Below are 24,124 nucleotides of genomic sequence, written 5' to 3'. Positions count from 1 at the left end.
CAAGGTCTGAGCGTACCTACCGCACCGAGTTCGGTCAAAACAAATGCACTGGCCCGGGCCCCCGCCATGTGCCGGCCCCCTGAACTATCCGGCGCGAAGCATGAACATGCGCGGCAGGACCAGCCGGGCCGGTCACGTCCTGCGGTCGCCACCGTTCCGGCCACGGTGGTGCGCCTGAGCCCGCCGCTGGGCCGCCATCGGCCGGGACCGGCTGGATCCGGCCGGGGGGCTCCTGCCCGCGAGGCAATGGCCACAGGCGGCGGCTGAGCCTCGCAGCTCGTCTTCCCGGTGCGCGCTGCAGGGACCCGGCGTGGCACCCGGATCCACCGGCTGAACCCCACCGGGGAAGAGCCGCTGACGAAACGAGGGCGGCCACCCCGTGGTGCACGGGGTGGCCGCCCTCTCAAGCTGCTCGCTTACTGGTTGTACGGACCGTAGTCGTAGTCCTCCAGCGGAACGGCCTGGCCGGAGCCGGTGCCGAACGGCGAGTAGTCGATGTCGTCGTAGCCGACGGCCGAGTACATCGCGGCCTTGGCCTCCTCGGTCGGCTCGACCCGGATGTTGCGGTAGCGGGACAGGCCCGTACCGGCCGGGATGAGCTTACCGATGATGACGTTCTCCTTGAGGCCGATCAGGGAGTCCGACTTGGCGTTGATCGCCGCGTCGGTGAGGACCCTGGTCGTCTCCTGGAAGGACGCCGCCGACAGCCACGACTCGGTGGCGAGCGAGGCCTTGGTGATACCCATCAGCTGCGGACGGCCGGAGGCCGGGTGGCCGCCTTCCTCCACGACCCGACGGTTCTCCTTCTCGAAGCGCGAACGCTCCACGAGCTCGCCCGGCAGCAGCTCCGCGTCGCCGGACTCGATGATCGTCACGCGGCGCAGCATCTGCCGGATGATGATCTCGATGTGCTTGTCGTGGATCGACACACCCTGCGAGTTGTAGACCTTCTGCACCTCGCCGACCAGGTGGACCTGGACGGCCCGCTGACCGAGGATGCGCAGCACGTCGTGCGGGTTGGTGGCACCCACGGTGAGCTTCTGGCCCACCTCGACGTGGTCGCCCTCGCCCACCAGCAGACGGGCACGCTTCGAGATCGGGAAGGCCGTCTCGTCGCTGCCGTCGTCCGGGGTGACGACGAGCTTCTTGGTCTTCTCGGTCTCCTCGATCCGCACCCGGCCGGAGGCCTCGGAGATCGGGGCGACACCCTTCGGGGTACGGGCCTCGAAGAGCTCGACGACACGCGGCAGACCCTGGGTGATGTCGTCACCGGCCACACCACCGGTGTGGAAGGTACGCATCGTCAGCTGGGTACCGGGCTCACCGATGGACTGGGCGGCGATGATGCCGACCGCCTCACCGATGTCGACCAGCTTGCCGGTGGCCAGCGAACGGCCGTAGCAGTAGGCACAGGTGCCGACCGCGGACTCACAGGTCAGGACCGAGCGGGTCTTGACCTCCTCCACACCGGCACCCACCAGGGCGTCGATGAGCACGTCACCGAGGTCGACGTTGGCCGGCGCGATGACCTTGCCATCCACGACGACATCCTCGGCGAGCATCCGCGCGTACACGGAGGTCTCGACGTCCTCCGCCTTGCGCAGCACGCCGTCGGCGCCGCGCTCGGCGATCCGCAGCTTCAGACCGCGCTCGGTGCCACAGTCCTCCTCGCGGATGATGACGTCCTGCGAGACGTCGACCAGACGACGGGTCAGGTAACCCGAGTCGGCCGTACGCAGAGCGGTGTCGGCGAGACCCTTACGGGCACCGTGCGTGGAGATGAAGTACTCCAGCACGGACAGGCCCTCGCGGAAGGACGCCTTGATCGGACGCGGAATGGTCTCGTTCTTGGCGTTCGACACCAGACCACGCATACCGGCGATCTGACGCATCTGCATCATGTTTCCGCGAGCACCCGAGTTGACCATCATGAAGATGGGGTTGGTCTTCGGGAAGTTCGCGTTCATCGCCTCGGCGACCTCGTTGGTCGCCTTGGTCCAGATGGTGATGAGCTCCTGCGTGCGCTCCTGCTTGGTGATCAGACCGCGCTCGTACTGCTTCTGGACCTTCTCGTCCTGCGCCTCGTAGCCCGCGACGATCTCCTTCTTCGCCTCGGGAACGACGACGTCGGAGATGGCGACGGTGACACCGGAACGGGTCGCCCAGTAGAAGCCGGCCGCCTTCAGGTTGTCGAGCGTCGCCGCCACGATGACCTTCGGGTAGCGCTCGGCGAGGTCGTTGACGATCTCGGAGAGCTGCTTCTTGCCGACCGAGTAGTCCACGAACGGGTAGTCCTCGGGCAGCAGCTCGTTGAAGAGCGCACGGCCCAGGGTGGTGTTCAGCCGGAAGCTGTCACCCTGCTGCCACGCACCTCCGAGGCTGTCGTCCCCCTCCTCGTCGACCGGCGGGGTCCAGCCACGCGGCGGGACGGTACCGATCGGGAAGCGGATGTCGACCTTCGCCTGGAGCGAGAGCTCCCGGGCGTCGAAGGCCATGATCGCCTCGGCGGTGGAGTTGAACGCACGGCCCTCGCCGCGCACCTCGCGCTCCTCCTCGTCCGTGGTGAGGAAGAAGAGGCCCAGCACCATGTCCTGGGTCGGCATGGTCACCGGACGGCCGTCGGCCGGCTTGAGGATGTTGTTCGAGGACAGCATCAGGATGCGGGCCTCGGCCTGCGCCTCCGCTGACAGCGGCAGGTGCACGGCCATCTGGTCACCGTCGAAGTCCGCGTTGAACGCGGTGCAGACGAGCGGGTGGATCTGGATGGCCTTGCCCTCGACCAGCTGCGGCTCGAAGGCCTGGATGCCGAGGCGGTGCAGGGTGGGCGCACGGTTCAGCAGCACCGGGTGCTCGGCGATGACCTCTTCGAGGACGTCGTACACGACGGTGCGGCCGCGCTCGACCATGCGCTTGGCCGACTTGATGTTCTGCGCGTGGTTCAGGTCGACCAGGCGCTTCATCACGAACGGCTTGAAGAGCTCCAGCGCCATGGCCTTGGGCAGACCGCACTGGTGCAGCTTGAGCTGCGGGCCGACGACGATGACGGAACGCGCCGAGTAGTCGACTCGCTTACCGAGCAGGTTCTGACGGAATCGACCCTGCTTGCCCTTCAGCATGTCGCTGAGGGACTTCAGCGGGCGGTTACCGGGACCGGTGACCGGGCGGCCGCGGCGACCGTTGTCGAACAGCGCGTCGACGGCCTCCTGGAGCATCCGCTTCTCGTTGTTCACGATGATCTCGGGGGCACCGAGGTCGAGCAGACGCTTCAGACGGTTGTTCCGGTTGATGACCCGGCGGTACAGGTCGTTCAGGTCGGAGGTCGCGAAGCGGCCACCGTCCAGCTGCACCATCGGACGCAGGTCCGGCGGGATCACCGGGACGCAGTCCAGCACCATGCCCTTGGGGCTGTTGCTGGTCTGGAGGAAGGCGGAGACGACCTTGAGGCGCTTGAGCGCACGGGTCTTCTTCTGGCCCTTGCCGGTACGGATGATCTCGCGGAGGCGCTCGGCCTCCTCCTCGAGGTCGAAGGACTCCAGGCGCTTCTGGAGCGCCGCGGCGCCCATCGAGCCGTCGAAGTACGTGCCGAAGCGGTCACGCAGCTCGCGGTAGAGCAGCTCGTCGCCCTCGAGGTCCTGGACCTTGAGGTTCTTGAAGCGGCTCCACACCTCGTCGAGGCGGTCGATCTCGCGCTGCGCGCGGTCACGGAGCTGCTTCATCTCACGCTCGGCGCCCTCGCGCACCTTGCGGCGCACATCGGACTTGGCACCCTCGGCCTCGAGCTCGGCCAGGTCGGACTCGAGCTTCTTGGCGCGGGCCTCGAGGTCGGAGTCGCGTCGGTTCTCGATCTGCTGGCGCTCGACGGAGACATGAGCCTCCAGCGAGGGCAGGTCGCGGGTGCGGCGCTCCTCGTCGACGTACGTGATCATGTACGCCGCGAAGTAGATGACCTTCTCCAGGTCCTTCGGAGCAAGGTCGAGCAGGTAGCCAAGACGCGACGGGACGCCCTTGAAGTACCAGATGTGGGTGACCGGGGCGGCCAGCTCAATGTGGCCCATCCGCTCACGGCGCACCTTGGCACGGGTCACCTCGACGCCACACCGCTCACAGATGATGCCCTTGAAGCGGACGCGCTTGTACTTACCGCAGTAGCACTCCCAGTCCCGGGTAGGACCGAAGATCTTCTCGCAGAAGAGTCCGTCCTTTTCGGGCTTGAGCGTGCGGTAGTTGATGGTCTCGGGCTTCTTGACCTCGCCGTGGGACCACTGACGAATGTCGTCAGCAGTGGCCAGGCCGATCCGGAGCTCGTCGAAGAAGTTGACGTCGAGCACTATGCGTCAATCCCTCTCAGGGTCGTAAGTCTGTGGTCTGAAACGGGGGCCTGGGGGTCGGCGGGGCCCTGTGGGTAAGGGCCCCGCCGGACTCCCGTCAGACCTCTTCGACGCTGCTCGGCTCGCGCCGCGACAGGTCGATGCCGAGCTCCTCCGCAGCGCGGAAGACGTCCTCGTCGGTGTCGCGCATCTCGATGGACATGCCGTCCGAGGACAGCACCTCCACATTGAGGCACAGGGACTGCATCTCCTTGATGAGCACCTTGAAGGACTCGGGGATGCCGGGCTCGGGGATGTTCTCGCCCTTGACGATGGCCTCGTAGACCTTCACGCGGCCGGTGACGTCGTCGGACTTGATGGTCAGCAGCTCCTGGAGGGCGTATGCGGCGCCGTAAGCCTCCAGCGCCCACACCTCCATCTCACCGAAGCGCTGGCCACCGAACTGAGCCTTACCACCCAGCGGCTGCTGGGTGATCATCGAGTAGGGACCGGTCGAGCGGGCGTGCAGCTTGTCGTCGACCAGGTGGTGCAGCTTGAGGATGTACATGTACCCGACCGAGATCGGGTCCGGGAACGGCTCACCGGAGCGGCCGTCGAACAGACGGGCCTTACCCGTCGGGAGCACCATGCGGTCACCGTCCCGGTTCGGGATGGTGTGCTGGAGCAGACCGGCCAGCTCGTCCTCACGGGCACCGTCGAAGACCGGGGTCGCGACGTTGGTGCCCGGGGCGACCTGGTCGGCACCGATGGCCTGGAGACGCTGGGCCCACTCCTCCGCGAGGCCGGAGACGTCCCAGCCACGGCTGGCGAGCCAGCCCAGGTGGATCTCCAGGACCTGTCCCGGGTTCATTCGGGACGGGACACCGAGCGGGTTGAGGATGATGTCGACCGGGGTGCCGTCCTCCAGGAACGGCATGTCCTCGATCGGGAGGATCTTGGAGATGACGCCCTTGTTGCCGTGACGGCCGGCGAGCTTGTCACCGTCGGTGATCTTGCGCTTCTGCGCGACGTACACGCGCACCAGCTGGTTCACACCGGGGGGAAGCTCGTCGCCCTCCTCGCGGTCGAAGACGCGCACGCCGATGATCTTGCCGGTCTCACCGTGCGGCACCTTCAGCGAGGTGTCACGGACCTCACGGGCCTTCTCACCGAAGATCGCACGGAGCAGGCGCTCCTCCGGGGTCAGCTCGGTCTCACCCTTGGGCGTGACCTTGCCGACGAGGATGTCGCCGGCGACGACCTCGGCCCCGATACGGATGATGCCGCGCTCGTCGAGGTCCGCGAGGACCTCCTCGGAGACGTTCGGGATGTCCCGGGTGATCTCCTCGGGGCCGAGCTTGGTGTCACGGGCGTCGACCTCGTGCTCCTCGATGTGGATCGAGGAGAGGACGTCGTCCTGGACGAGGCGCTGCGACAGGATGATCGCGTCCTCGTAGTTGTGACCCTCCCACGGCATGAACGCGACGAGCAGGTTCTTGCCGAGCGCCATCTCGCCGTTCTCGGTGGCCGGGCCGTCGGCCAGGACCTGGCCTTCGACGACCCGGTCGCCCTCGGCGACGACGACCTTCTGGTTGACCGAGGTGCCCTGGTTGGAGCGGGCGAACTTGGCCAGGCGGTACGTGATGTACGTGCCGTCGTCGTTGGCGACGGTGATGTAGTCCGCGGAGAGCTCCTGGATCACACCGTCCTTCTCGGCCTTCACCACGTCACCGGCGTCGGTGGCGCAGCGGTACTCCATGCCGGTGCCGACGAGCGGGGCCTCCGCCTTGATGAGCGGAACGGCCTGGCGCATCATGTTCGCGCCCATCAGGGCACGGTTGGCGTCATCGTGCTCGAGGAAGGGGATCATGGCGGTCGCGACCGACACCATCTGGCGCGGCGAGACGTCCATGTAGTCGACCTCGGCCGGCGGCACGTAGTCGACCTCGCCGCCACGGCGGCGGACCAGCACACGGGCCTCGGCGAAGCGCATGTCGTCGCCCAGCGCCGCGTTGGCCTGCGCGATGACGAAGCGGTCCTCCTCGTCAGCGGTCAGGTAGTCGACCTCGTCGCTGACCTGGCCGTCGACGACCTTGCGGTACGGGGTCTCCACGAAGCCGAACGCGTTGACGCGGCCGTACGAGGCGAGCGAACCGATCAGACCGATGTTCGGGCCTTCGGGGGTCTCGATCGGGCACATGCGTCCGTAGTGGGACGGGTGCACGTCTCGGACCTCGAAGCCCGCCCGCTCACGGGACAGACCGCCGGGGCCCAGCGCCGAAAGACGGCGCTTGTGGGTCAGGCCCGACAGCGGGTTGTTCTGGTCCATGAACTGGGACAGCTGGCTGGTGCCGAAGAACTCCTTGATGGAGGCGACGACCGGCCGGATGTTGATCAGGGTCTGCGGCGTGATCGCCTCGACGTCCTGGGTGGTCATGCGCTCGCGCACGACACGCTCCATACGGGCGAGACCCGTACGGACCTGGTTCTGGATGAGCTCGCCGACGTTGCGCAGGCGGCGGTTGCCGAAGTGGTCGATGTCGTCGGTCTCGACGACGATCTGCGTGCCGTTCTCGCCAGCCGTCTCGGTCTCACCGGCGTGCAGCTTGACCAGGTACTTGATGGTCGCGATGACGTCGTCGGTGGTGAGCACGCCGGCGTCCAGCGGCTCGTCGGCGCCGAGCTTCTTGTTGACCTTGTAACGGCCGACCTTGGCCAGGTCGTAGCGCTTCGGGTTGAAGTACAGGTTCTCCAACAGCGTCTGCGCGGCCTCACGCGTCGGGGGCTCGCCCGGGCGCAGCTTGCGGTAGATGTCGAGCAGCGCGTCGTCCTGGCCCTGGGTGTGGTCCTTCTCCAGGGTGGCGCGCATCGACTCGTACTCGCCGAACTCCTCAAGGATCTGCTCGGTGGTCCAGCCGAGCGCCTTCAGCAGGACGGTGACGGACTGCTTGCGCTTGCGGTCGATGCGGACACCGACCATGTCGCGCTTGTCGATCTCCATCTCCAGCCAGGCACCCCGGGATGGGATGATCTTGGCGGAGAAGATGTCCTTGTCGGACGTCTTGTCGATGGAGGAGTCGAAGTAGACACCCGGCGAGCGGACCAGCTGCGACACCACGACACGCTCGGTGCCGTTGATGACGAAGGTGCCCTTGTTGGTCATGAGCGGGAAGTCGCCCATGAAGACCGTCTGGGACTTGATCTCGCCGGTCTCGTTGTTGGTGAACTCGGCCGTGACGAAGAGCGGCGCGCCGAACGTGAAGTCGCGCTCCTTGCACTCGTCGATCGAGTTCTTCGGAGGCTCGAAGCGGTGGTCGCGGAAGGTCAGCGACATCGACCCGGAGAAGTCCTCGATCGGCGAGATCTCCTCGAAGATCTCCTCCAGACCGGACTTGGTGGGAACGTCCTGTCCGGACTCCAGAGCCGCCTCGACCCGAGCCTTCCAGGCGGCGTTGCCGAGCAGCCAGTCAAAGCTCTCGGTCTGCAACGCGAGAAGGTTCGGAACCTCGAGAGGCTCCTTGATCTTTGCAAAAGAGATGCGCAGCGGGGCGGTGCTTGCGCCGTTGTTCGTATTCGCGGTCGAGGCGTTGCGCGAGGCGGCCAAGAGGGGGTCCTTCCGAGGGCTCGGACTCACTACGCGCGTACCGGTCCCAAGCAGGGCACAGGGCTAGAAATCCCAGGTCAAAGGGTATTCGGCCAACAGTGCTCTTGCGAGGGCATGCCCCTGGTGACGGGCAGGAGGCAGCTAACAGGCAGCGCAAAGGGTCAGTGTAGCCACTTGGCCCACTGATGTCCAGGGCGGGTATTCCGCGACCCTCGTTGTTCTCAACTCCGCCGGTATGCCGTGCGCCGGAAGGCGCACACCGATACTGCCCGTTCGGTCGTCGATCCATGCCTCGAACTTGGACCGTTGTGACGACGCGTCCTGAGAATTGCGCGCTGCGTGCGGTTCGTCAAGGCCCTCCACCTGGTGGAGATCGTCACCTGGCGCACGGCGAAGATCACCTTACTCTCCGCTGCCGACGGCGCAAGACGACCACCCGCAGGTGTCAGGAACGCCGAAAGGCGACCACCCGCTTGGGTGATCGCCCTTCAGTGTGTGCGCGTTACAGCGCGGGAGTCCGAAGACTCAGGGTCACTTGACCTCGACCGAGGCGCCAGCGGCCTTGAGGGACTCGGCAGCCTTCTCGGCGGCCTCCTTCGCGACCTTCTCGAGGACCGGCTTCGGGGTGCCGTCGACGAGGTCCTTGGCCTCCTTCAGGCCCAGGGAGGTCAGCTCACGCACGACCTTGATGACCTGGATCTTCTTCTCGCCGGCGCCGGTGAGGATGACGTCGAACTCGTCCTGCTCCTCGACGGCCTCGGCAACGGCGCCCGGGCCGGCGGGGCCGGCAACGGCGACCGCGGCGGCGGCGGTGACGTCGAACTTCTCCTCGAAGGCCTTCACGAACTCGGAGAGCTCGATGAGGGTCATCTCCTCGAACTGCGCGAGCAGGTCGTCCTGGCTGAGCTTCGCCATGGTGGCGGTCCTTCCACTAATTCGGCTGGTGCCGGATGTACATGTGAGGCGGGCGTACGTTGGCCCGCTGCGACCCGCGCGCGAGAGCGGCGCGGATCAATGCGCGAGCCGAATTACTCGGCACCGCCCTGCTCGGCCTGCTTGGCGCGAAGAGCGTCCACGGTGCGGACGAGCTTCGACGGGAGCGCCTGGAAGAGCTGGGCAGTCTGCGTCTGCTTGCCCTTGAAGGCGCCCGCCAGCTTGGCGAGCAGAACCTCGCGGGACTCGAGGTCCGCGAGCTTCTTGATCTCATCGGCGGACAGCGCCTTGCCATCAAGGACACCGCCCTTGATGATGAGGTTCGGGTTGTCCTTGGCGAAGTCACGAAGACCCTTCGCCGACTCCACCGGGTCACCGGTGATGAAGGCAACCGCCGTCGGACCATTGAACTGGTCGTCGAGCGAAGTGATCCCGGCCTCGTTGGCCGCAATCTTGGTCAGCGTGTTCTTCACCACGGCGTACTGGGCGTTCTCACCGAGTGAACGGCGCAGCGTCTTGAGCTGAGCCACGGTGAGACCCCGGTACTCGGTCAGCACGGCAGCGTTCGAGCTACGGAACTGGTCCGCGAGCTCGGCTACCGCGGCAGCCTTGTCGGGCCTTGCCATAGAGCGTCGGCCTCCTTCCGGGTGATGAGGACCGCTTCGGCGAAGGAAGGAGACTGAACAAAACGAAACGCCCCGGCGCAGGCACGGGGCGTGACTCGACCGGTACTCATGCGTCTCCGCACGCCCACCGGGAGCTCTTCCACAGTCACCTGCGCGGGTCGTCCGCAGCTAGCGGATCCTTCGGCCGCCGCACCCTGTGAGGGGCACAGCAACGACCAGCGGTCTTTGGCTTCTGGGGAAGAGTACGGGAACGGGTCGACGACAGGCAAATCGGCCCCGGCCCACGGTCTCCCGGACGACTCGCGCGCGACGGAGGACGGCACGCTGCCCCCTGACGGAGAGCGGTGCGGGCCCCGTGGCGGGGGGCCGCCCCGACGCCGTCGGCGGCCTTCTCCCGTCCGCGCAGGACCGGACGGGACCCCAAACGCAAGAAACCGGCCCCGCGCCTCGGAGAGAGGCGCGGGGCCGGTTCACAGCCGGGAGCCGGTCAGGCTCAGACCGCGGCCGGGTCCTCCTCGACGAGGAGGTTGCGGGTGCGGTTGGAGTCCAGCGGGATGCCGGGGCCCATGGTGGTGGTCAGGGTCGCCTTCTTGATGTAGCGGCCCTTCGCGGCGGACGGCTTCAGACGGAGGATCTCCTCCAGCGCCGCGGCGTAGTTCTCCACCAGCTTGGTCTCGTCGAAGGAGACCTTGCCGATGATGAAGTGCAGGTTCGAGTGCTTGTCGACGCGGAACTCGATCTTGCCGCCCTTGATGTCGGTGACAGCCTTGGCGACGTCCATGGTCACGGTGCCGGTCTTCGGGTTCGGCATCAGACCACGGGGACCGAGCACGCGGCCGAGGCGGCCGACCTTGCCCATGAGGTCCGGGGTGGCGACGACGGCGTCGAAGTCCAGACGGCCCTTCGCAACCTCGTCGATCAGTTCGTCGGAGCCGACGATGTCGGCGCCCGCGGCTTCCGCGGCCGCAGCACGGTCACCGGTCGCGAAGACCAGGACCCGGGCGGTCTTACCGGTGCCGTGCGGAAGGTTCACGGTGCCACGGACCATCTGGTCGGCCTTGCGCGGGTCAACGCCCAGGCGGAAGGCGACCTCGACGGTGCCGTCGAACTTGGTGGAGGCGGTGTCCTTCGCAAGACGGACGGCCTCGAGCGGGGCGTAGTTGCGCTCCCGGTCGATCTTGGCGTCCGCGTTGCGGAGAGCCTTGCTGCGCTTCACTTCTTCTCCTGTGATGTCTCAGGCGTGGAGTTCGTGGTCCGGGCCAGCGCCTGGCCCTGCCACTGAGGTCTTACGGGGGACTGTCAGCCCTCGACCGTGATGCCCATGGAACGGGCGGTGCCGGCGATGATCTTCTCCGCGGCGTCCAGGTCGTTGGCGTTCAGGTCGGGCATCTTGGTGGTGGCGATGTCACGGACCTGGTCGCGCGTCAGCTTGGCGACCTTGGTCTTGTGCGGCTCGCCGGAGCCCTTGTCCACACCCGCGGCCTTGAGGATCAGCTTGGCGGCCGGCGGAGTCTTGGTGACGAAGGTGAAGGAACGGTCCTCGTAGACCGTGATCTCCACCGGCACGACCATGCCACGCTGCGACTCGGTCGCGGCGTTGTAGGCCTTGCAGAACTCCATGATGTTGACGCCGTGCTGACCCAGCGCGGGGCCGACCGGCGGAGCCGGGTTGGCCGCGCCGGCCTGGATCTGGAGCTTGATAAGCCCCGTGACCTTCTTCTTCTTGGGAGGCATTGCTCTCTCCGGGTCCAGTTGAGAGTTTGCTGAAACTGCTTCGCTTCCACCCGACTCATCCGGATGGAGGCATACCGCACAACGATAGCTGGTATGGCTGCGCGGCCAAAAACCGACAGGTCAGAACGACTGTGAGCCGTTCTGACCTGGTCGGAAACCTAGAAGCTTGTGAGCCGGGGCTCGGTCAGTTCTTCTGGATCTGGTCGAAGCTCAGCTCGACCGGGGTCTCGCGACCGAAGATCTCGACCAGGCCCTTGACCTTCTTCGAGTCGGCGTTGATCTCGTTGATCGTGGCCTGGAGGGTGGCGAACGGACCGTCGGTGACGGTGACGGAGTCGCCGACCTCGAAGTCCAGCACCTGCACCTCGACCTTGCGGGCCGGAGCCGGCCGGCCCTCGGCCTCCGCGGCCTCGCGGGCGGCCTTCTCCTCGGCCTCCGGGGCGAGCATCTTGACGATCTCGTCCAGGGTCAGCGGGTACGGGTCGTAGGCGTTGCCCACGAAGCCGGTGACGCCCGGGGTGTTGCGGACGACGCCCCAGGACTCGTTCGTCAGATCCATGCGGACGAGCACATAGCCGGGCAGCTTGTTCTGCCGGACGTTCTTGCGCTCGCCGTTCTTGATCTGGACGATCTCTTCCTCGGGCACCTCGGCCTGGTAGATGAACTCCTCGACGTTCAGCGAGACGGCGCGCTGCTCCAGGTTGGCCTTCACGCGCTTCTCGTAGCCCGCGTAGGTGTGGATCACGTACCACTCACCGGGAAGACCACGCAGTTCGTCGCGGAGCGCGGCGACCGGGTCGGCGGGAGCCTCCGGCTCGGCCTCGACCTCGACGGCCTCGGCGTCCTCGTCCAGCTCGGCGGCGACCTCGTCCTCGTCGTCGTCCAGCTCGCCGACGGCCTCGTCCTCGTCCACCTCTGCGGCGGCCTCGTCCTCGACGTGGACCGCGGCCTGCTCGGCAGGCTCACCCGCAGCGGCGTCAGCAGCCTCAGCCTGGTCCGGGTCCACAGCGTCCGCCGCCTCGACGATGTCGAGCTCGTCCTCAGCGGACTCGTCTACGCGCGGCTCAACGGCGTCGTTCAGGTTCGGGTCAGACACGGTGGCTGCTTCTTCCTGGATACAGATTGGGTGGAACATGCGAAAAAGGCGCCAGGTGAGGCGCCCTCCCGCGGGATCAGCCGAAGACGTACTTGACGGCTTCCTGGAGACCGAAGTCGATCACAGTCACAAGGCCGATCATGACAACGACGAAGACGATCACCACAGTGGTGTAAGTCGTCAGCTGGCTGCGGGTAGGCCAGACGACCTTACGCAGCTCCGCGACGATCTGGCGGTAGAACAACGCGAGGCGCCCCAGAGGGCCCTTCTTCCCGCGCTTGCCGCCCTTCCGGGTCTTCTTCCGGGCCTCGGGCGCCTCATCCTCGGCGTCAGGCATGTCGATGGACCCCACGGCGTCCGTCACGTCTCTCACCTGATTCCGGGTCATGGCCGTGCCGCGCCCGGTTGAGCCGCACGGCGGTGCATTCACGTACGTACATGCGCACACATCCTGGCGAAGGTGTGTGTAGCAGGGCCGGAGGGACTCGAACCCCCAACCGCTGGTTTTGGAGACCAGTGCTCTACCAATTGAGCTACGACCCTTTGTGGTTCCCCACAAACCTACCGCATCGGATGAGGTGGTTGGTGAGGGCCAACGAGCCAAGAGTGTACGTGGTCAGAGGCCGTGCGTCGAACAGATAGCTCCACGGTCGTCTCTGTCCGTGTTCCGTCGGCGTTCCGTCGGCGTTCCGTCGGCGTCCGTCGACGCTCCGTCTGCGTCCGCCTGCGTTCCGCCCAGCACTTCCGGGGAAGACCGCGAACGGGCCGGTTCCGGTGGCCGTCCGGATCCGATGCGATCGGTCCCGGCCGTTTCCGGTCCGCTCCGTGAAACCCTTGTGCCCCGGTCACACAGGGTCTGGGACCATGGGCCCATGAGCGCTTCAACCCCTCCCACCGAGCGCCGGGTCTCCGCCCGTATCGGCGCGATCTCCGAGTCCGCGACCCTCGCAGTCGACGCCAAGGCCAAGGCCCTCAAGGCCGCAGGCCGGCCGGTGATCGGCTTCGGCGCGGGCGAGCCCGACTTCCCGACGCCCGACTACATCGTCGAAGCCGCCATCGAGGCCTGCAAGAACCCCAAGTACCACCGCTACACGCCGGCCGGCGGCCTGCCCGAGCTCAAGAAGGCCATCGCCGAGAAGACCCTGCGCGACTCCGGGTACGAGGTCGACCCCGCCCAGGTGCTGGTGACCAACGGCGGCAAGCAGGCGATCTACGAGGCCTTCGCGGCGATCCTCGACCCGGGTGACGAAGTCATCGTCCCGGCGCCGTACTGGACCACCTATCCCGAGTCGATCCGGCTCGCCGGGGGTGTCCCGGTGGAGGTCGTGGCCGACGAGACCACCGGCTACCGGGTGTCCGTGGAGCAGCTCGAGGCCGCCCGCACCGAGCGGACCAAGGTCGTCCTCTTCGTCTCGCCGTCCAACCCGACCGGCGCGGTCTACAGCGAGGCGGACACCGAGGCCATCGCCCGCTGGGCGCTGGAGCACGGTCTGTGGGTGCTGACGGACGAGATCTACGAGCACCTGGTCTACGGCGACGCGAAGTTCACCTCGGTCCCGGCGCTGGTGCCCGAACTGCGCGACAAGTGCATCGTGGTCAACGGTGTGGCGAAGACCTACGCCATGACCGGCTGGCGGGTGGGATGGATCATCGGCCCCAAGGACGTGGTCAAGGCCGCGACCAACCTCCAGTCGCACGCCACGTCCAACGTCTCCAACGTGGCGCAGGTCGCCGCGCTCGCCGCGGTGTCCGGCGATCTGGACGCGGTCGCCACGATGCGTGAGGCCTTCGACCGCCGTCGCCAGACCATCGTGCGGATGCTCAACGAGATCGACGGCGTGCTCTGCCCCGAGCCCGAGGGCGCCTTCTACGCGTACCCCTCGGTGAAGGGACTGCTGGGCAAGGAGATCCGCGGCAAGCGCCCGACGACCTCCGTGGAGCTCGCGGCGCTGATCCTGGAGGAGGCCGAGGTGGCGGTCGTGCCCGGTGAGGCGTTCGGCACGCCGGGTTATCTGCGGCTGTCCTACGCGCTCGGTGACGAGGACCTGGTGGAGGGCGTCTCGCGGATGCAGAAGCTGCTCGCGGAGGCACGGGGCTGACGTTCCGCTTGCATACGGGTAAGGGACGGGTCCCCGGCTTCGGCCGGGGACCCGTTTCTGCGTTCGGGCAAGAACCCGATCAGGGAAAGGGGGTGCCTGACGGTCCGGGTGTGCGGCAGGATCCTGCAATGGAGCGCGTCCGAGACCTCAGTCTTCTTCCCAAGGCCCATCTGCATCTGCACTTCACCGGCTCGATGCGGCCCACCACCCTTCTCGAACTCGCCGACAAGTACGGGATGCACCTCCCGGAAGCCCTGACCAGCGGCGAACCGCCGAAGCTCCGTGCGACGGACGAACGCGGCTGGTTCCGCTTCCAGCGGCTGTACGACATCGCGCGGTCCTGTCTGCGTGAGCCAGAGGACATCCAGCGGCTGGTGCGGGAGGCGGCGGAGGAGGACGTCAAGGACGGCTCCGGCTGGCTGGAGATCCAGGTGGACCCCACGTCGTACGCGCCCATGCTGGGCGGGCTGATCCCGGCGCTGGAGATCATCCTGGACTCGGTGGAGAGCGCGTCACGCGAGACCGGCCTCGGTATGCGGGTGCTGGTCGCCGCGAACCGGATGAAGCACCCGCTTGACGCCCGCACCCTGGCCCGGCTCGCGGTGCGGTACGCCGGCCGGGGCGTGGTGGGCTTCGGGCTGTCCAACGACGAGCGCCGGGGCATGGCCCGCGACTTCGACCGCGCCTTCACCATCGCCCGCGAGGGCGGACTCCTGGCCGCTCCGCACGGCGGCGAGCTGACCGGCCCCGCGTCCGTACGGGACTGCCTGGACGACCTGCACGCCTCCCGCATCGGCCACGGCGTCCGGGCAGCGGAGAGCCCCCGCCTGCTGCGCAGACTGGCCGAACGCGGGGTGACCTGCGAGGTGTGCCCGGCGTCGAACGTGGCACTCGGCGTGTACGAGAAGCCCGAGGACGTGCCCCTGCGGACCCTCTGGGACGCGGGCGTACCCATGGCGCTGGGCGCGGACGACCCCCTGCTGTTCGGCTCCCGCCTCGCGGCCCAGTACGAGATCGCGCGGAGCCACCACGGCTTCACGGACGAGGAACTGGCAGAGCTCGCCCGCCAGTCGGTGCGGGGTTCGGCAGCACCGGAGGACGTGCGGGAGCGGCTGCTCTCGGGCATCGACGAGTGGGTCAAGGGCTGACCCCCGGGACTCGGCCCTCAGTACCGGGCAAACCCCTGGCACCCAGCCCGGTGCGGCCGCGCACCCACGCGCGACGCCTCAGATCGCGACGCCCACCGTCACCGGCTCGTTCACGAGGGTGACCCCGAACGCGTCCCGTACCCCCGCCACCACCTCGCGGGCGAGGGCCAGCAGGTCCTCCGTGGTGGCACCGCCGCGGTTGGTGAGGGCGAGGGTGTGTTTCGTCGAGATGCGCGCCGGACCCGTGCCGTACCCCTTCACGAAGCCCGCCTTGTCGATGAGCCACGCCGCCGAGGTCTTGGTGTGGCCGTCGCCCGCGGGGTAGGCGGGCGGCGGCACATCGTCCCCGAGGCGCTCGCGGACCCGGCCGAGGAAGGTCTCGTACTCCGCCGTGGTCAGGATCGGGTTGGTGAAGAAGGAGCCCGCCGACCAGGTGTCGTGGTCCTCGGGGTCGAGGACCATGCCCTTGCCGGCGCGCAGCTTGAGGACCGTCTCGCGGGCGGTCGCCGCCGGGACGCGGTCGCCGGGCTCGACACCGAGGGCACGGGCCGTCTCGGCGTACTTGATCGGCGCGGACTGACCGCCCGCGTCCTCCAGCTCGAAGCGGACGCGCAGCACGACATAGCGGCTGGGATCGCTCTTGAAACGGCTGTGGCGGTAGGAGAAGCCGCACTCGGCGTTCGGAAGGGTGACGACCTCGTCGGCCCGGCGGTCGTACGCCACCACCTCGGTGATCGTGCTGGAGACCTCCTGGCCGTACGCCCCCACGTTCTGGATCGGGGTGGCACCGGCCGAGCCGGGGATCCCGGAGAGACACTCGATGCCTGCGAGCCCCGCTTCCACGGTGCGGGCCACGGCATCGGTCCACACCTCTCCCGCGGCCAGTTCCAGCGAGGTGCCGTCGAGGTGGAAGCCGGTGGTGGCGATGCTCAGGGCCGTGCCGTCGAAGCCCTTGTCACCGATCAGCAGGTTGCTCCCGCCGCCGATCAGCAGCAGCGGTGTGCCGGTGGCGTCGGCTTCGCGGACGCTGGCGATCACCTCGTCGTCGGTGGTGGCCGTGACGAGGCGGCTGGCCGGGCCGCCGAGGCGGAAGGTGGTCAGCGGGGCGAGCGGGGCGTCATGGAGTTCCTGCACGGGCACAAGCCTACGGTCCGGGCCGCGGCGGCCCGGACCGTAGGCCGGGGTTCAGGCCGGCACACGCTCCTGGCGGGGCTCCGTCGGCACGGTGTCCACGGTCGCCGACTGGACCGCCACCGTCTTGCCGCGCGGGACGAGGAGTGCCGCCACCGCGCCCACCGCCACCGCCCCCGCGCCGATCCACAGTGCCGGGACCGTGCCGTCGGTGAACGCCTGGGCGGACTCGAAGCCGCCCCGGGCGGAGAAGACGGAGGAGAGGATCGCCACACCGAGGGCCCCGCCGACCTCGCGGAGTGCGTTGTTGGCGCCGGACGCCATGCCCTGCTCGGCGGGGCGGACGCTCGACATGACGAGGTTGGCGGCCGGGGCGAAGTACAGCGCCATGCCGATACCGCTGATGATCAGTGCCGGAAGCTGGGACGCGTACGAGACATCGGGCTCGAGGACCAGCGCGAAGTAGGCGAGGCCCACGGCCTGGAGGGCGAGTCCGGTGAAGACGACCGGCCGCCCGCCGATCCGGTCGGTGAGGAGGCCCGCGATGGGCGCGACGATCATCGGCATTCCGGTCCACGGCAGCATCCGGAGGCCGGCCTCGGTGGGTGAGTAGCCGGCGATCGACTGCATGAACTGGGCGAGCAGGAAGATCGAGCCGAACATGCCGAGGAACATCGTCAGGCTGGCGACGTTGATACCGAGGAACCCGCGGTCACGGAACAGCCGCATGGGCAGCATGGGCTGCTTCCCCTTGATGCCGTGCAGGACGAACGCTCCGGTCAGCACTCCGCCCGCGATCAGCCCGGTGAGCACCCGTGCGCTGGTCCAGCCGTGCGAGGGCGCGCTGACCAGGGCGTAGACGATTCCGAAGAGTCCGCCGCTGACGAGCACGGTGCCGGTGAGATCGAGCCGTGCGCCCGGTGCGGTGGACTCGGAGAGCCGCAGCCGTGCGAGCACCAGCAGGGCCACCCCGACGGGTACGTTCAGCCAGAAGATCCACTGCCAGGACAGGTGCTCGGTGAGGCTGCCTCCGATGAGCGGGCCGCTCGCGACCGCCAGACCGGTGACGGCGCTGAAGATGCCGAGCGCCATACCGCGGCGCGCGGCGGGCACGGCCGCGGTGAGCAGGGTGAGGGTGAGGGGCATCATGACGGCGGCGCCGACGCCCTGTACCGCCCGGGCGATGATCAACTCGTCGATGCCCGGCGACAGCGCGGCGGCTGCGGACGCGGCCGTGAAGAGGGCGAGACCGCCGATGAACAGCCGGCGACGGCCGTACCGGTCACCGAGCGCCGCGCCGGTCATGAGGAGGACGGCGAACGTGAGCGTGTAGGCGTTCACGGTCCATTCGAGGTCTGCCAGTGCTCCGCCGAGGTCGGCCCGGATGGAGGGCAGGGCGGTGGTGACGACGAGGTTGTCGAGGGCCGCCATGAATCCGGCGACGCTGGTGATGACCAGTGTCCATACGGCTGAGCCGCGGCCCCGGGTCGTCTGCTGCTTCACAATGCCCTCCCCCTGGAGGTTAGTTATCGATGACTAACTTCTTTGGACGCGGAAGCGCCGCACCTGATGGCCCGGGACGGTCCCCCTGGCCCGTCGACTACGGGTCTTTCCGCTCCGGTCGCGCGGAGGCGTAGAAGCCCTCCCAGACCCGGTGGCCCGGCGGGAACCCCATCGCGACAAGCGTGTTGATCAGCATTCCGTACGCCATGAACTGCGTGGTCGTCTCGGTGTCCGCGCCGAGCGGGAGATGAGCGGCATCCCAGAGCTCGGCCCACGCGGCACGCACCGTCTCACCGAACTCGTGGTCACCGGACGCCTCGGCGGCGGCCACGGCGACATAGGTCTGCATCTGCATCAGCAGGCGCTCGGGGTGCTCGTCGATGATCCGGGTGTACGCCGCGGCCATGGCGTGCTCGGCCTCATCGCCCTCGAGACCCTCGCTCGCCTCCTCGAACACCCCGCGCATCTCCGCCATGCAGCGCTGTACCGCGGCGAGGAAGATGGCCTTCTTGCCCGGGAAGAGCCGGAACAGATAGGGCTGCGAGACACCGACCCGCTTGGCGATCGCCTCGGTGGACGTACCCGCGTAGCCGCCGTGCGCGAACTCGGTCATCGCCGCGCGGATGACGCTCTCGCGCCGCTCCTCTGCACTCATCCGAACCATGGAGAGAAAGTTAGTGCTCAATCACTAACTAAGTCAAGCGGGACGCCTGGGTGCAGTCGGGCGACGCGAAGGGCGCGGACCTCGCCGCGCCCCTCGCCGCAGCCGCGTCAGGCCAGCTTCACGACCGCCCGCGACATCCCCAGCACCTTCTGACCGGCCGACATCGCCGTCAGGTCCACCCGCACCTGGTTGTCATCGAGCTTCGCCGCGACCTTGCCGCTGACCTCGATGAGCGCCCCCTCGTCGTCGTTGGGCACGACCACGGGCCTGGTGAAGCGGACCCCGTACTCGACGAGCGCTCCCGGGTCGCCCAGCCAGTCGGTGACCACGCGCGCCGCCTCGGCCATGGTGAACATGCCGTGCGCGATGACGTCCGGCAGCCCGACCTCCTTGGCGAACTTCTCGTTCCAGTGGATCGGGTTGAAGTCGCCGGATGCGCCTGCGTACCGCACCAGTGTGGCGCGGGTCACCGGGAAGCTCTGCGCCGGCAGTTCGGTGCCGACCTCGACGTCCGCGTATGCGATCTTCGCCGCCATCTCGGTCAGCCTTCCTCGGCGGCGCGCGCCACCAGCTTCGTCCAGGCGGTCACCACGTGCTCGCCCGCCTCGTCGTGCACATCACCGCGGATGTCCAGGATGTCGTTGCCCGCGAGGGACTTGATCGCCTCGATGGTCGAGGTGACCGTGAGCCGGTCCCCCGCCCGCACCGGACGGGTGTAGGCGAACTTCTGGTCGCCGTGCACCACGCGGTTGTAGTCCAGGCCCAGTTGGGGGTCTTCGACGACCTGGCCGGCGGCCTTGAAAGTGATCGCGAAAACGAAGGTCGGCGGGGCGATCACATCGGAATGGCCGAGGTGCTTGGCCGCGTCGGAGTCGGTGTACACGGGATTCGCGTCCCCCACCGCCTCCGCGAATTCCCGGATCTTCTCCCGGCCGACCTCATACGGCTCGGTGGGCGGATAGGTCCGCCCGACGAAGGACTGGTCGAGCGCCATGGCTCGCTACCTCCTGTGTTGCTCGGTTGCCGGAAACGACACGAGGCCGCCCCCGTGACGGGGGCGGCCTCGTGATCGAGCCTGATTCAGCGCGTTTCGCGGTGCGCGGTGTGCGCGTTGCAGCGCGGGCAGTGCTTCTTCATCTCAAGACGGTCCGGGTTGTTACGCCGGTTCTTCTTGGTGATGTAGTTCCGCTCCTTGCACTCCACGCAGGCCAGCGTGATCTTCGGGCGGACGTCGGTGGCAGCCACGTGAGTGCTCCTTGGACGGACGGATGAACTGATTGCGAGCGCCCACCATGACAATGTCAAGGGGGGCGCATAAAAGAGTAGCCGATCGGAGGACCGACCCCACAATCGGCTACTGTGTGTAGCGGTGACCGGACTTGAACCGGTGACACAGCGATTATGAGCCGCTTGCTCTACCGACTGAGCTACACCGCTTCGATGTCGGATTCACCTCGCCCGAGGGCGAGGATCTTCCAACATCAGAGCCCCAATACGGAATCGAACCGTAGACCTTCTCCTTACCATGGAGACGCTCTGCCGACTGAGCTATTGGGGCGAGCGATGAAGACATTACACGGTCGGCGACCGATCGCCCAAATCCGTTTACCGGGGGCGTTCGGGCACGGCGGCGGCACCGGAGACAGTGCCGCCCGGGAGGCCATCCCGTCCGCCTCGTACGCCACTCGCGGCCACACCGGTACGACTATTGCGCTCCTCCTCGAAGCGCGGTGCGGACCGCCCTAGGGTCCTTCTGACGTGCTCTGCCCTTCGGTCCCTTCAGTCCTTCCGCCCATCAGGAGCGCCATGCCCGACAGCCAGGCGGAACCGCCCGACGGCGCCACCGCCGACTCCACCGCGCTGCTCCTGTGCGGTGCCCGCCTCACCGACGGCCGCACCGTCGACGTACGACTGAGCGGTGGCCGGATCGAGGCCGTCGGCACCGCCGGAAGCCTCAGCTCTCCCTCGGGCTCCTCCGGCCTCTCGGGCACGTCGGGGCCCTCCAGTCCGCTGAGTCCGCTGAGTCCCTCGAAGGCACACGCGGCACGGGTGGACCTCAACGGCTTCCTGCTGCTGCCCGCCCCCGCCGAGCCGCATGCCCACGGCGACACCGCGCTCAGCGCGCCGTCGCCCGACGGCCCCGCCTCCCGCGCCCTCGAGGAGATCCAGCGCCGTGCCACGGAGGCGGCGCTGCTCCAGCTGGGACACGGTGCGACGGCGCTGCGCTCCCATGTGCGGATCGGGGACGTCCAGGGCCTGGAGCCGCTGGAAGCCGTCCTCCAGGCGCGGCGTTCACTGCGCGGACTGGCCGAGCTCACCGCGGTCGCCGTGCCACGGCTGCTGACGGGCCTGGCCGGGGCCGACGGTCTCGCGATGCTGCGCGACGCGATGAAGATGGGTGCCTCCGTGGTCGGCGGCTGCCCCGACCTGGACCCGGATCCGGTCGGCTACACGGAGACGGTGCTGGACATGGCCGCGGAGCACGGCTGCCCCGTGGATCTGCACACCGACGGCGGCGACCCCGCCCGTCTCGCCCGCCTCGCGACCATGGCCGGCGGTCTGCGGCAGGAGGTCTCGATCGGTCCCTGCGCGGGGCTCGCACGCCTGCCCGCCGATGTGGCGTCCCGTACGGCGGACCGGCTCGCGGCCAACGGAGTCGCCGTGGTCTGCCTGCCCCAGGGCGGCTGCACCGGCGCCGAGCTGCGCGGCACCGCCCCCGCCAGGCTGCTCCGCGCCGCGGGGGTACGGCTCGCGGCGGGCAGCGGTGCCATGCGCGACACGGCGAACCCGGTGGGCCGCGGCGATCCGCTGGAGGCGGCCTTCCTGCTGGCCTCGCAGGGCAGGCTGCGAGCGGCGGAGGCGTACGAGACCGTCAGCACGGCGGCGCGACGGGCGATGGGACTGCCCGAGGTGCGCGTGGAGGCGGGTTTCCCGGCCGAGCTGCTCGCGGTGCGCGGGCAGGACCTGACGGGCGTGCTGTCGCTCGCGTACAGCCGGATCGTCGTGCACCGGGGCCGGGTAGTGGCGCGGACCAGCGCGGTACGGGAGTACTGCGACTCGGCGGCGGCCGTCGCGCTCGAACTGCCGCGGCAGGGGCGGCCGGATCCCGGGCCGTGACGGTCGCCGTGGTGTGCGCCGGGACAGTGGCCGCCACGCTCGACATGACTTCGCCGGGGAGGTGGCCGATGCGCGCGCCGGGGCCCGGCGCGCGCATCGGGACATCGACCGGCGTACGGTCGTGAGCATGCGCATTGTCATCGCGGGAGGACACGGTCAGATCGCGCTGCGCCTGGAGCGCTTGCTCTCGGTGCGCGGACACGAGGTCGCGGGCATCATCCGCAAACCCGAGCAGGGTGATGATCTGCGGATCGCGGGCGCGGAACCGGTCCTGATGGATCTGGAGTCGGCCTCGGTGGAACAGGTGGCGGCGGTGCTGCAGGGCGCCGACGGGGCGGTGTTCGCCGCCGGCGCCGGGCCGGGCAGCGGCACAGAACGCAAGGAGACGGTGGACAGGCGGGCGGCGATGCTCGTCGCGGAAGCCGCCGAACGGGCGGGCGCACGCCGGTTCCTCGTCGTCTCCTCGATGGGTGCCGACTCCGGTCACGCGGGCGACGAGGTGTTCGACGCGTATCTGCGGGCCAAGGGCGCCGCCGACGAGTACGTACGCGGGAGGACCGGCCTGGACTGGACGATCCTGCGGCCCGGGATGCTGACGAACGACGCGGGCACGGGACTGGTCAGGCTGGAAGCCGAAACCGGGCGCGGACCCGTACCGCGGGACGATGTGGCCGCGGTTCTCGCGGAGCTGGTCGACACCCCGGCGACGGCGGGGCTGACGCTGGAGCTGATCGGCGGGTCGGTGCCGGTCGCGGTGGCCGTCAGGGCGATCGCGGGCAACTGAGCCGCTGCCGACGGCAGCCACCGGCTACTTCACCCGGACCAGGCTCGCGTAGACGACCAGATTTCCCTGATAGCCCGTGGACTTCCGGTATCCGCCGCCGCAGGTGACGATCCGCAACTGGGGTGCCGAGCCACCGCCGTAGACCTTCTTGCTGGGGAACGAGCGCTTGGCGTACACCTCGACGGCGTCGATGGAGAACACCGCAGTGCGCCGGTCCTGGCGCGTGATCTCGATGGTGTTCTTCTTCCGCAGCGCCCCGAGCGAGTAGAAGACGGCCCGCCCGCTGGGTGTGTCCACATGACCGGCCACGATGGCGGCCCCGGCCTCCCCCGGTGCGGGCCCGTGTACGTACCAGCCGGCCAGGTTGGACTTGCCGGGCGGCGGCAGTTGGAGCGCGCCCTTCTTGTCCAGCGCCAGCTTCGTCATCGGAGCGTCGACGTGGATGGCGGGGATGCGCACCCTGACCGGAGCGGAACGGGGCAGCGCGTGCACCGCGCGGTGGATCGAGGCCCGTTGGGCGGCGTTCGGCCCGGAGCCGCCCCCGGCGGACTGGTCGCTCGGCGGTTGCGGGGCGCTCTCGCCGATCAGCCCCCGGATCAGCAGCCAGATACCGATGGGGACGACGACGAGGATGATCCTGCGTGAGGGCACGGGCGCACGTCGCTCGACGGCGCGGGCCCGCCGCTCAGGCGGAACCGCTGTCGGCACGACGCCGCATCGCGATCACGCCGATGGCCGAGGCTCCGGCGAGCAGCGCGGAGCCGATGACGACCTCCGTCCCGTTGAGTCCCGTCGCGCCGCCGAAACCCCCGTGCACCGCACCACTCGGGCGTCGGGCCACTTCAAAGCTCGTCTCGACGCGGGTGCCCGGCGGACATTTGACCGTGATGTCGTAGACGCCCTCCTCGACGTCGTCAGGGACGGTGAAGTCGCCCGCGAGTTCACCCTCGTGGCCCGTCTCCGTCAGATTGATCTGGCCCGCGTACTCCGCCTGCCCTTTGGCGTACGTGACCTCGTCCTCGCAGGCCGTGGTGCTGACCGTGATGGTGGAACCCGGGAATGCCACGTCCGGGCTGACGCTGATCTCGGACCCGCTGCTCCCGGTCTCCCGGCTCACCGACTCGCGGCTCACCGACTCGCGGCCCGCGGACTCGTCGACGGCCGTCGCGACGGCCGGCCATCCGCAGGCGATCACGGCCAGGGCGCCAACGGCGAGAACACGTGCACTGCGCATGACTGACCACCAGTCTCCGGCGAGCGCGCGGCAGGACGCCTTGTCCCGGCATGACGCCACGCTCAGGAGGCAAGAAAATCAGCTCGTATTACTAAATGACCGGAATGACACGAGGTGGCGTCGCCGACCTGCCGGCACATCAGA

At 68.4% G+C, this 24,124-nt stretch carries 20 protein-coding genes and 3 tRNA genes; 4 read left to right on the top strand and 19 right to left on the bottom strand.

The window, feature by feature from the left end; all coding sequences use genetic code 11:
• Positions 1-416 precede the first annotated feature (416 nt).
• The 9 genes from ACFV6V_RS20725 to ACFV6V_RS20685 all read right to left on the bottom strand — a co-directional run bounded on the left by ACFV6V_RS20725 (position 417) and on the right by ACFV6V_RS20685 (position 12,843).
• Positions 417-4,328 carry a DNA-directed RNA polymerase subunit beta' gene (locus ACFV6V_RS20725; RefSeq protein ID WP_361283376.1) on the bottom strand — a complete coding sequence of 1,304 codons (3,912 nt, stop codon included), beginning with the start codon at positions 4,326-4,328 and terminating at the stop codon, positions 417-419.
• Between the two features lie 97 nt (positions 4,329-4,425).
• Positions 4,426-7,911 carry a DNA-directed RNA polymerase subunit beta gene (rpoB, locus tag ACFV6V_RS20720; RefSeq protein WP_385566986.1) on the bottom strand — a complete coding sequence of 1,162 codons (3,486 nt, stop codon included), beginning with the start codon at positions 7,909-7,911 and terminating at the stop codon, positions 4,426-4,428.
• Between the two features lie 531 nt (positions 7,912-8,442).
• A complete protein-coding gene (gene rplL / locus ACFV6V_RS20715) occupies positions 8,443-8,826 on the bottom strand; it encodes a 50S ribosomal protein L7/L12 (protein WP_072485559.1) in 384 nt (127 codons plus the stop codon).
• 113 nt (positions 8,827-8,939) lie between these two features.
• On the bottom strand, positions 8,940-9,470 hold the full coding sequence (rplJ, locus tag ACFV6V_RS20710) for a 50S ribosomal protein L10 (RefSeq protein ID WP_385566983.1): 531 nt from the start codon (positions 9,468-9,470) through the stop codon (positions 8,940-8,942).
• A gap of 493 nt (positions 9,471-9,963) precedes the next feature.
• A complete protein-coding gene (gene rplA / locus ACFV6V_RS20705) occupies positions 9,964-10,686 on the bottom strand; it encodes a 50S ribosomal protein L1 (RefSeq protein WP_385566982.1) in 723 nt (240 codons plus the stop codon).
• Positions 10,687-10,769: 83 nt separating this feature from the next.
• Positions 10,770-11,204: a 50S ribosomal protein L11 gene (gene rplK, locus ACFV6V_RS20700; protein ID WP_003956479.1), complete on the bottom strand. Its 435-nt coding sequence runs from the start codon at positions 11,202-11,204 to the stop codon at positions 10,770-10,772.
• Positions 11,205-11,388: 184 nt separating this feature from the next.
• Entirely contained in the window at positions 11,389-12,300 is a 912-nt protein-coding gene (gene nusG, locus ACFV6V_RS20695) for a transcription termination/antitermination protein NusG (protein WP_385566979.1), read from the bottom strand.
• A gap of 76 nt (positions 12,301-12,376) precedes the next feature.
• Positions 12,377-12,664: a preprotein translocase subunit SecE gene (gene secE, locus ACFV6V_RS20690; protein WP_361283385.1), complete on the bottom strand. Its 288-nt coding sequence runs from the start codon at positions 12,662-12,664 to the stop codon at positions 12,377-12,379.
• 106 nt (positions 12,665-12,770) lie between these two features.
• Positions 12,771-12,843, bottom strand: a tRNA-Trp gene (locus ACFV6V_RS20685).
• A gap of 329 nt (positions 12,844-13,172) precedes the next feature.
• Here ACFV6V_RS20685 and ACFV6V_RS20680 point away from each other — a divergent pair.
• Together ACFV6V_RS20680 and ACFV6V_RS20675 are read left to right on the top strand one after the other, a co-directional pair.
• Positions 13,173-14,399, top strand: coding sequence for a pyridoxal phosphate-dependent aminotransferase (locus tag ACFV6V_RS20680; RefSeq protein ID WP_385566976.1), 1,227 nt, complete (start codon positions 13,173-13,175; stop codon positions 14,397-14,399).
• Between the two features lie 128 nt (positions 14,400-14,527).
• Positions 14,528-15,547, top strand: a complete 1,020-nt coding sequence (locus tag ACFV6V_RS20675) for an adenosine deaminase (protein ID WP_385566973.1) — start codon at positions 14,528-14,530, stop codon at positions 15,545-15,547.
• A 78-nt stretch (positions 15,548-15,625) separates the two neighbouring features.
• Here ACFV6V_RS20675 and ACFV6V_RS20670 read toward each other — a convergent pair whose 3' ends face one another.
• The 8 genes from ACFV6V_RS20670 to ACFV6V_RS20635 all read right to left on the bottom strand — a co-directional run bounded on the left by ACFV6V_RS20670 (position 15,626) and on the right by ACFV6V_RS20635 (position 20,403).
• Positions 15,626-16,681: a UDP-N-acetylmuramate dehydrogenase gene (locus ACFV6V_RS20670; RefSeq protein WP_385566972.1), complete on the bottom strand. Its 1,056-nt coding sequence runs from the start codon at positions 16,679-16,681 to the stop codon at positions 15,626-15,628.
• A 51-nt stretch (positions 16,682-16,732) separates the two neighbouring features.
• A complete protein-coding gene (locus ACFV6V_RS20665) occupies positions 16,733-18,181 on the bottom strand; it encodes a DHA2 family efflux MFS transporter permease subunit (RefSeq protein ID WP_385566970.1) in 1,449 nt (482 codons plus the stop codon).
• A 97-nt stretch (positions 18,182-18,278) separates the two neighbouring features.
• Positions 18,279-18,845: a TetR/AcrR family transcriptional regulator gene (locus tag ACFV6V_RS20660; RefSeq protein WP_385566967.1), complete on the bottom strand. Its 567-nt coding sequence runs from the start codon at positions 18,843-18,845 to the stop codon at positions 18,279-18,281.
• A gap of 107 nt (positions 18,846-18,952) precedes the next feature.
• Positions 18,953-19,381 (bottom strand): MaoC family dehydratase, encoded by a 429-nt coding sequence (locus ACFV6V_RS20655; protein WP_385566964.1) that lies wholly within the window; start codon positions 19,379-19,381, stop codon positions 18,953-18,955.
• A 5-nt stretch (positions 19,382-19,386) separates the two neighbouring features.
• Positions 19,387-19,839 carry a MaoC family dehydratase N-terminal domain-containing protein gene (locus tag ACFV6V_RS20650; protein WP_385566962.1) on the bottom strand — a complete coding sequence of 151 codons (453 nt, stop codon included), beginning with the start codon at positions 19,837-19,839 and terminating at the stop codon, positions 19,387-19,389.
• 86 nt (positions 19,840-19,925) lie between these two features.
• A complete protein-coding gene (rpmG, locus tag ACFV6V_RS20645) occupies positions 19,926-20,090 on the bottom strand; it encodes a 50S ribosomal protein L33 (RefSeq protein WP_003948671.1) in 165 nt (54 codons plus the stop codon).
• 119 nt (positions 20,091-20,209) lie between these two features.
• Positions 20,210-20,282: transfer RNA gene (locus ACFV6V_RS20640), tRNA-Met, on the bottom strand.
• 48 nt (positions 20,283-20,330) lie between these two features.
• Positions 20,331-20,403 (bottom strand) — tRNA-Thr (locus ACFV6V_RS20635).
• Positions 20,404-20,651: 248 nt separating this feature from the next.
• Between ACFV6V_RS20635 and ACFV6V_RS20630 the strand changes: the two genes are divergently transcribed.
• Together ACFV6V_RS20630 and ACFV6V_RS20625 are read left to right on the top strand one after the other, a co-directional pair.
• Entirely contained in the window at positions 20,652-21,962 is a 1,311-nt protein-coding gene (locus ACFV6V_RS20630) for an amidohydrolase family protein (RefSeq protein ID WP_385566959.1), read from the top strand.
• Positions 21,963-22,089: 127 nt separating this feature from the next.
• Positions 22,090-22,746, top strand: coding sequence for an SDR family oxidoreductase (locus tag ACFV6V_RS20625; RefSeq protein ID WP_385566956.1), 657 nt, complete (start codon positions 22,090-22,092; stop codon positions 22,744-22,746).
• A gap of 24 nt (positions 22,747-22,770) precedes the next feature.
• Here the strand turns inward: ACFV6V_RS20625 and ACFV6V_RS20620 are convergent, their stop codons facing one another.
• Positions 22,771-23,397: a class F sortase gene (locus tag ACFV6V_RS20620; protein WP_385566954.1), complete on the bottom strand. Its 627-nt coding sequence runs from the start codon at positions 23,395-23,397 to the stop codon at positions 22,771-22,773.
• A 34-nt stretch (positions 23,398-23,431) separates the two neighbouring features.
• Positions 23,432-23,980, bottom strand: a complete 549-nt coding sequence (locus ACFV6V_RS20615; protein WP_385566951.1) for a hypothetical protein — start codon at positions 23,978-23,980, stop codon at positions 23,432-23,434.
• Positions 23,981-24,124: the final 144 nt, after the last annotated feature.

It is taken from the genome of Streptomyces sp. NPDC059828, from assembly GCF_042731955.1.
Taxonomy (GTDB): Bacteria; Actinomycetota; Actinomycetes; order Streptomycetales; family Streptomycetaceae; genus Streptomyces.
This window is presented reverse-complemented; position numbering and strand designations above follow the sequence as displayed.

What these genes read in the sequence shown, in the direction of transcription:
- rplK (WP_003956479.1), bottom strand. Translation starts at nt 11,204, where the DNA reads ATGCCTCCCAAGAAGAAGAAGGTCACGGGGCTTATCAAGCTCCAGATC.
- ACFV6V_RS20655 (WP_385566964.1), bottom strand. Translation starts at nt 19,381, where the DNA reads ATGGCGGCGAAGATCGCATACGCGGACGTCGAGGTCGGCACCGAACTG.
- ACFV6V_RS20680 (WP_385566976.1), top strand. Translation starts at nt 13,173, where the DNA reads ATGAGCGCTTCAACCCCTCCCACCGAGCGCCGGGTCTCCGCCCGTATC.
- ACFV6V_RS20675 (WP_385566973.1), top strand. Translation starts at nt 14,528, where the DNA reads ATGGAGCGCGTCCGAGACCTCAGTCTTCTTCCCAAGGCCCATCTGCAT.
- ACFV6V_RS20630 (WP_385566959.1), top strand. Translation starts at nt 20,652, where the DNA reads ATGCCCGACAGCCAGGCGGAACCGCCCGACGGCGCCACCGCCGACTCC.
- ACFV6V_RS20660 (WP_385566967.1), bottom strand. Translation starts at nt 18,845, where the DNA reads ATGGTTCGGATGAGTGCAGAGGAGCGGCGCGAGAGCGTCATCCGCGCG.
- rplL (WP_072485559.1), bottom strand. Translation starts at nt 8,826, where the DNA reads ATGGCGAAGCTCAGCCAGGACGACCTGCTCGCGCAGTTCGAGGAGATG.
- ACFV6V_RS20650 (WP_385566962.1), bottom strand. Translation starts at nt 19,839, where the DNA reads ATGGCGCTCGACCAGTCCTTCGTCGGGCGGACCTATCCGCCCACCGAG.
- ACFV6V_RS20625 (WP_385566956.1), top strand. Translation starts at nt 22,090, where the DNA reads ATGCGCATTGTCATCGCGGGAGGACACGGTCAGATCGCGCTGCGCCTG.
- ACFV6V_RS20615 (WP_385566951.1), bottom strand. Translation starts at nt 23,980, where the DNA reads ATGCGCAGTGCACGTGTTCTCGCCGTTGGCGCCCTGGCCGTGATCGCC.
- rplJ (WP_385566983.1), bottom strand. Translation starts at nt 9,470, where the DNA reads ATGGCAAGGCCCGACAAGGCTGCCGCGGTAGCCGAGCTCGCGGACCAG.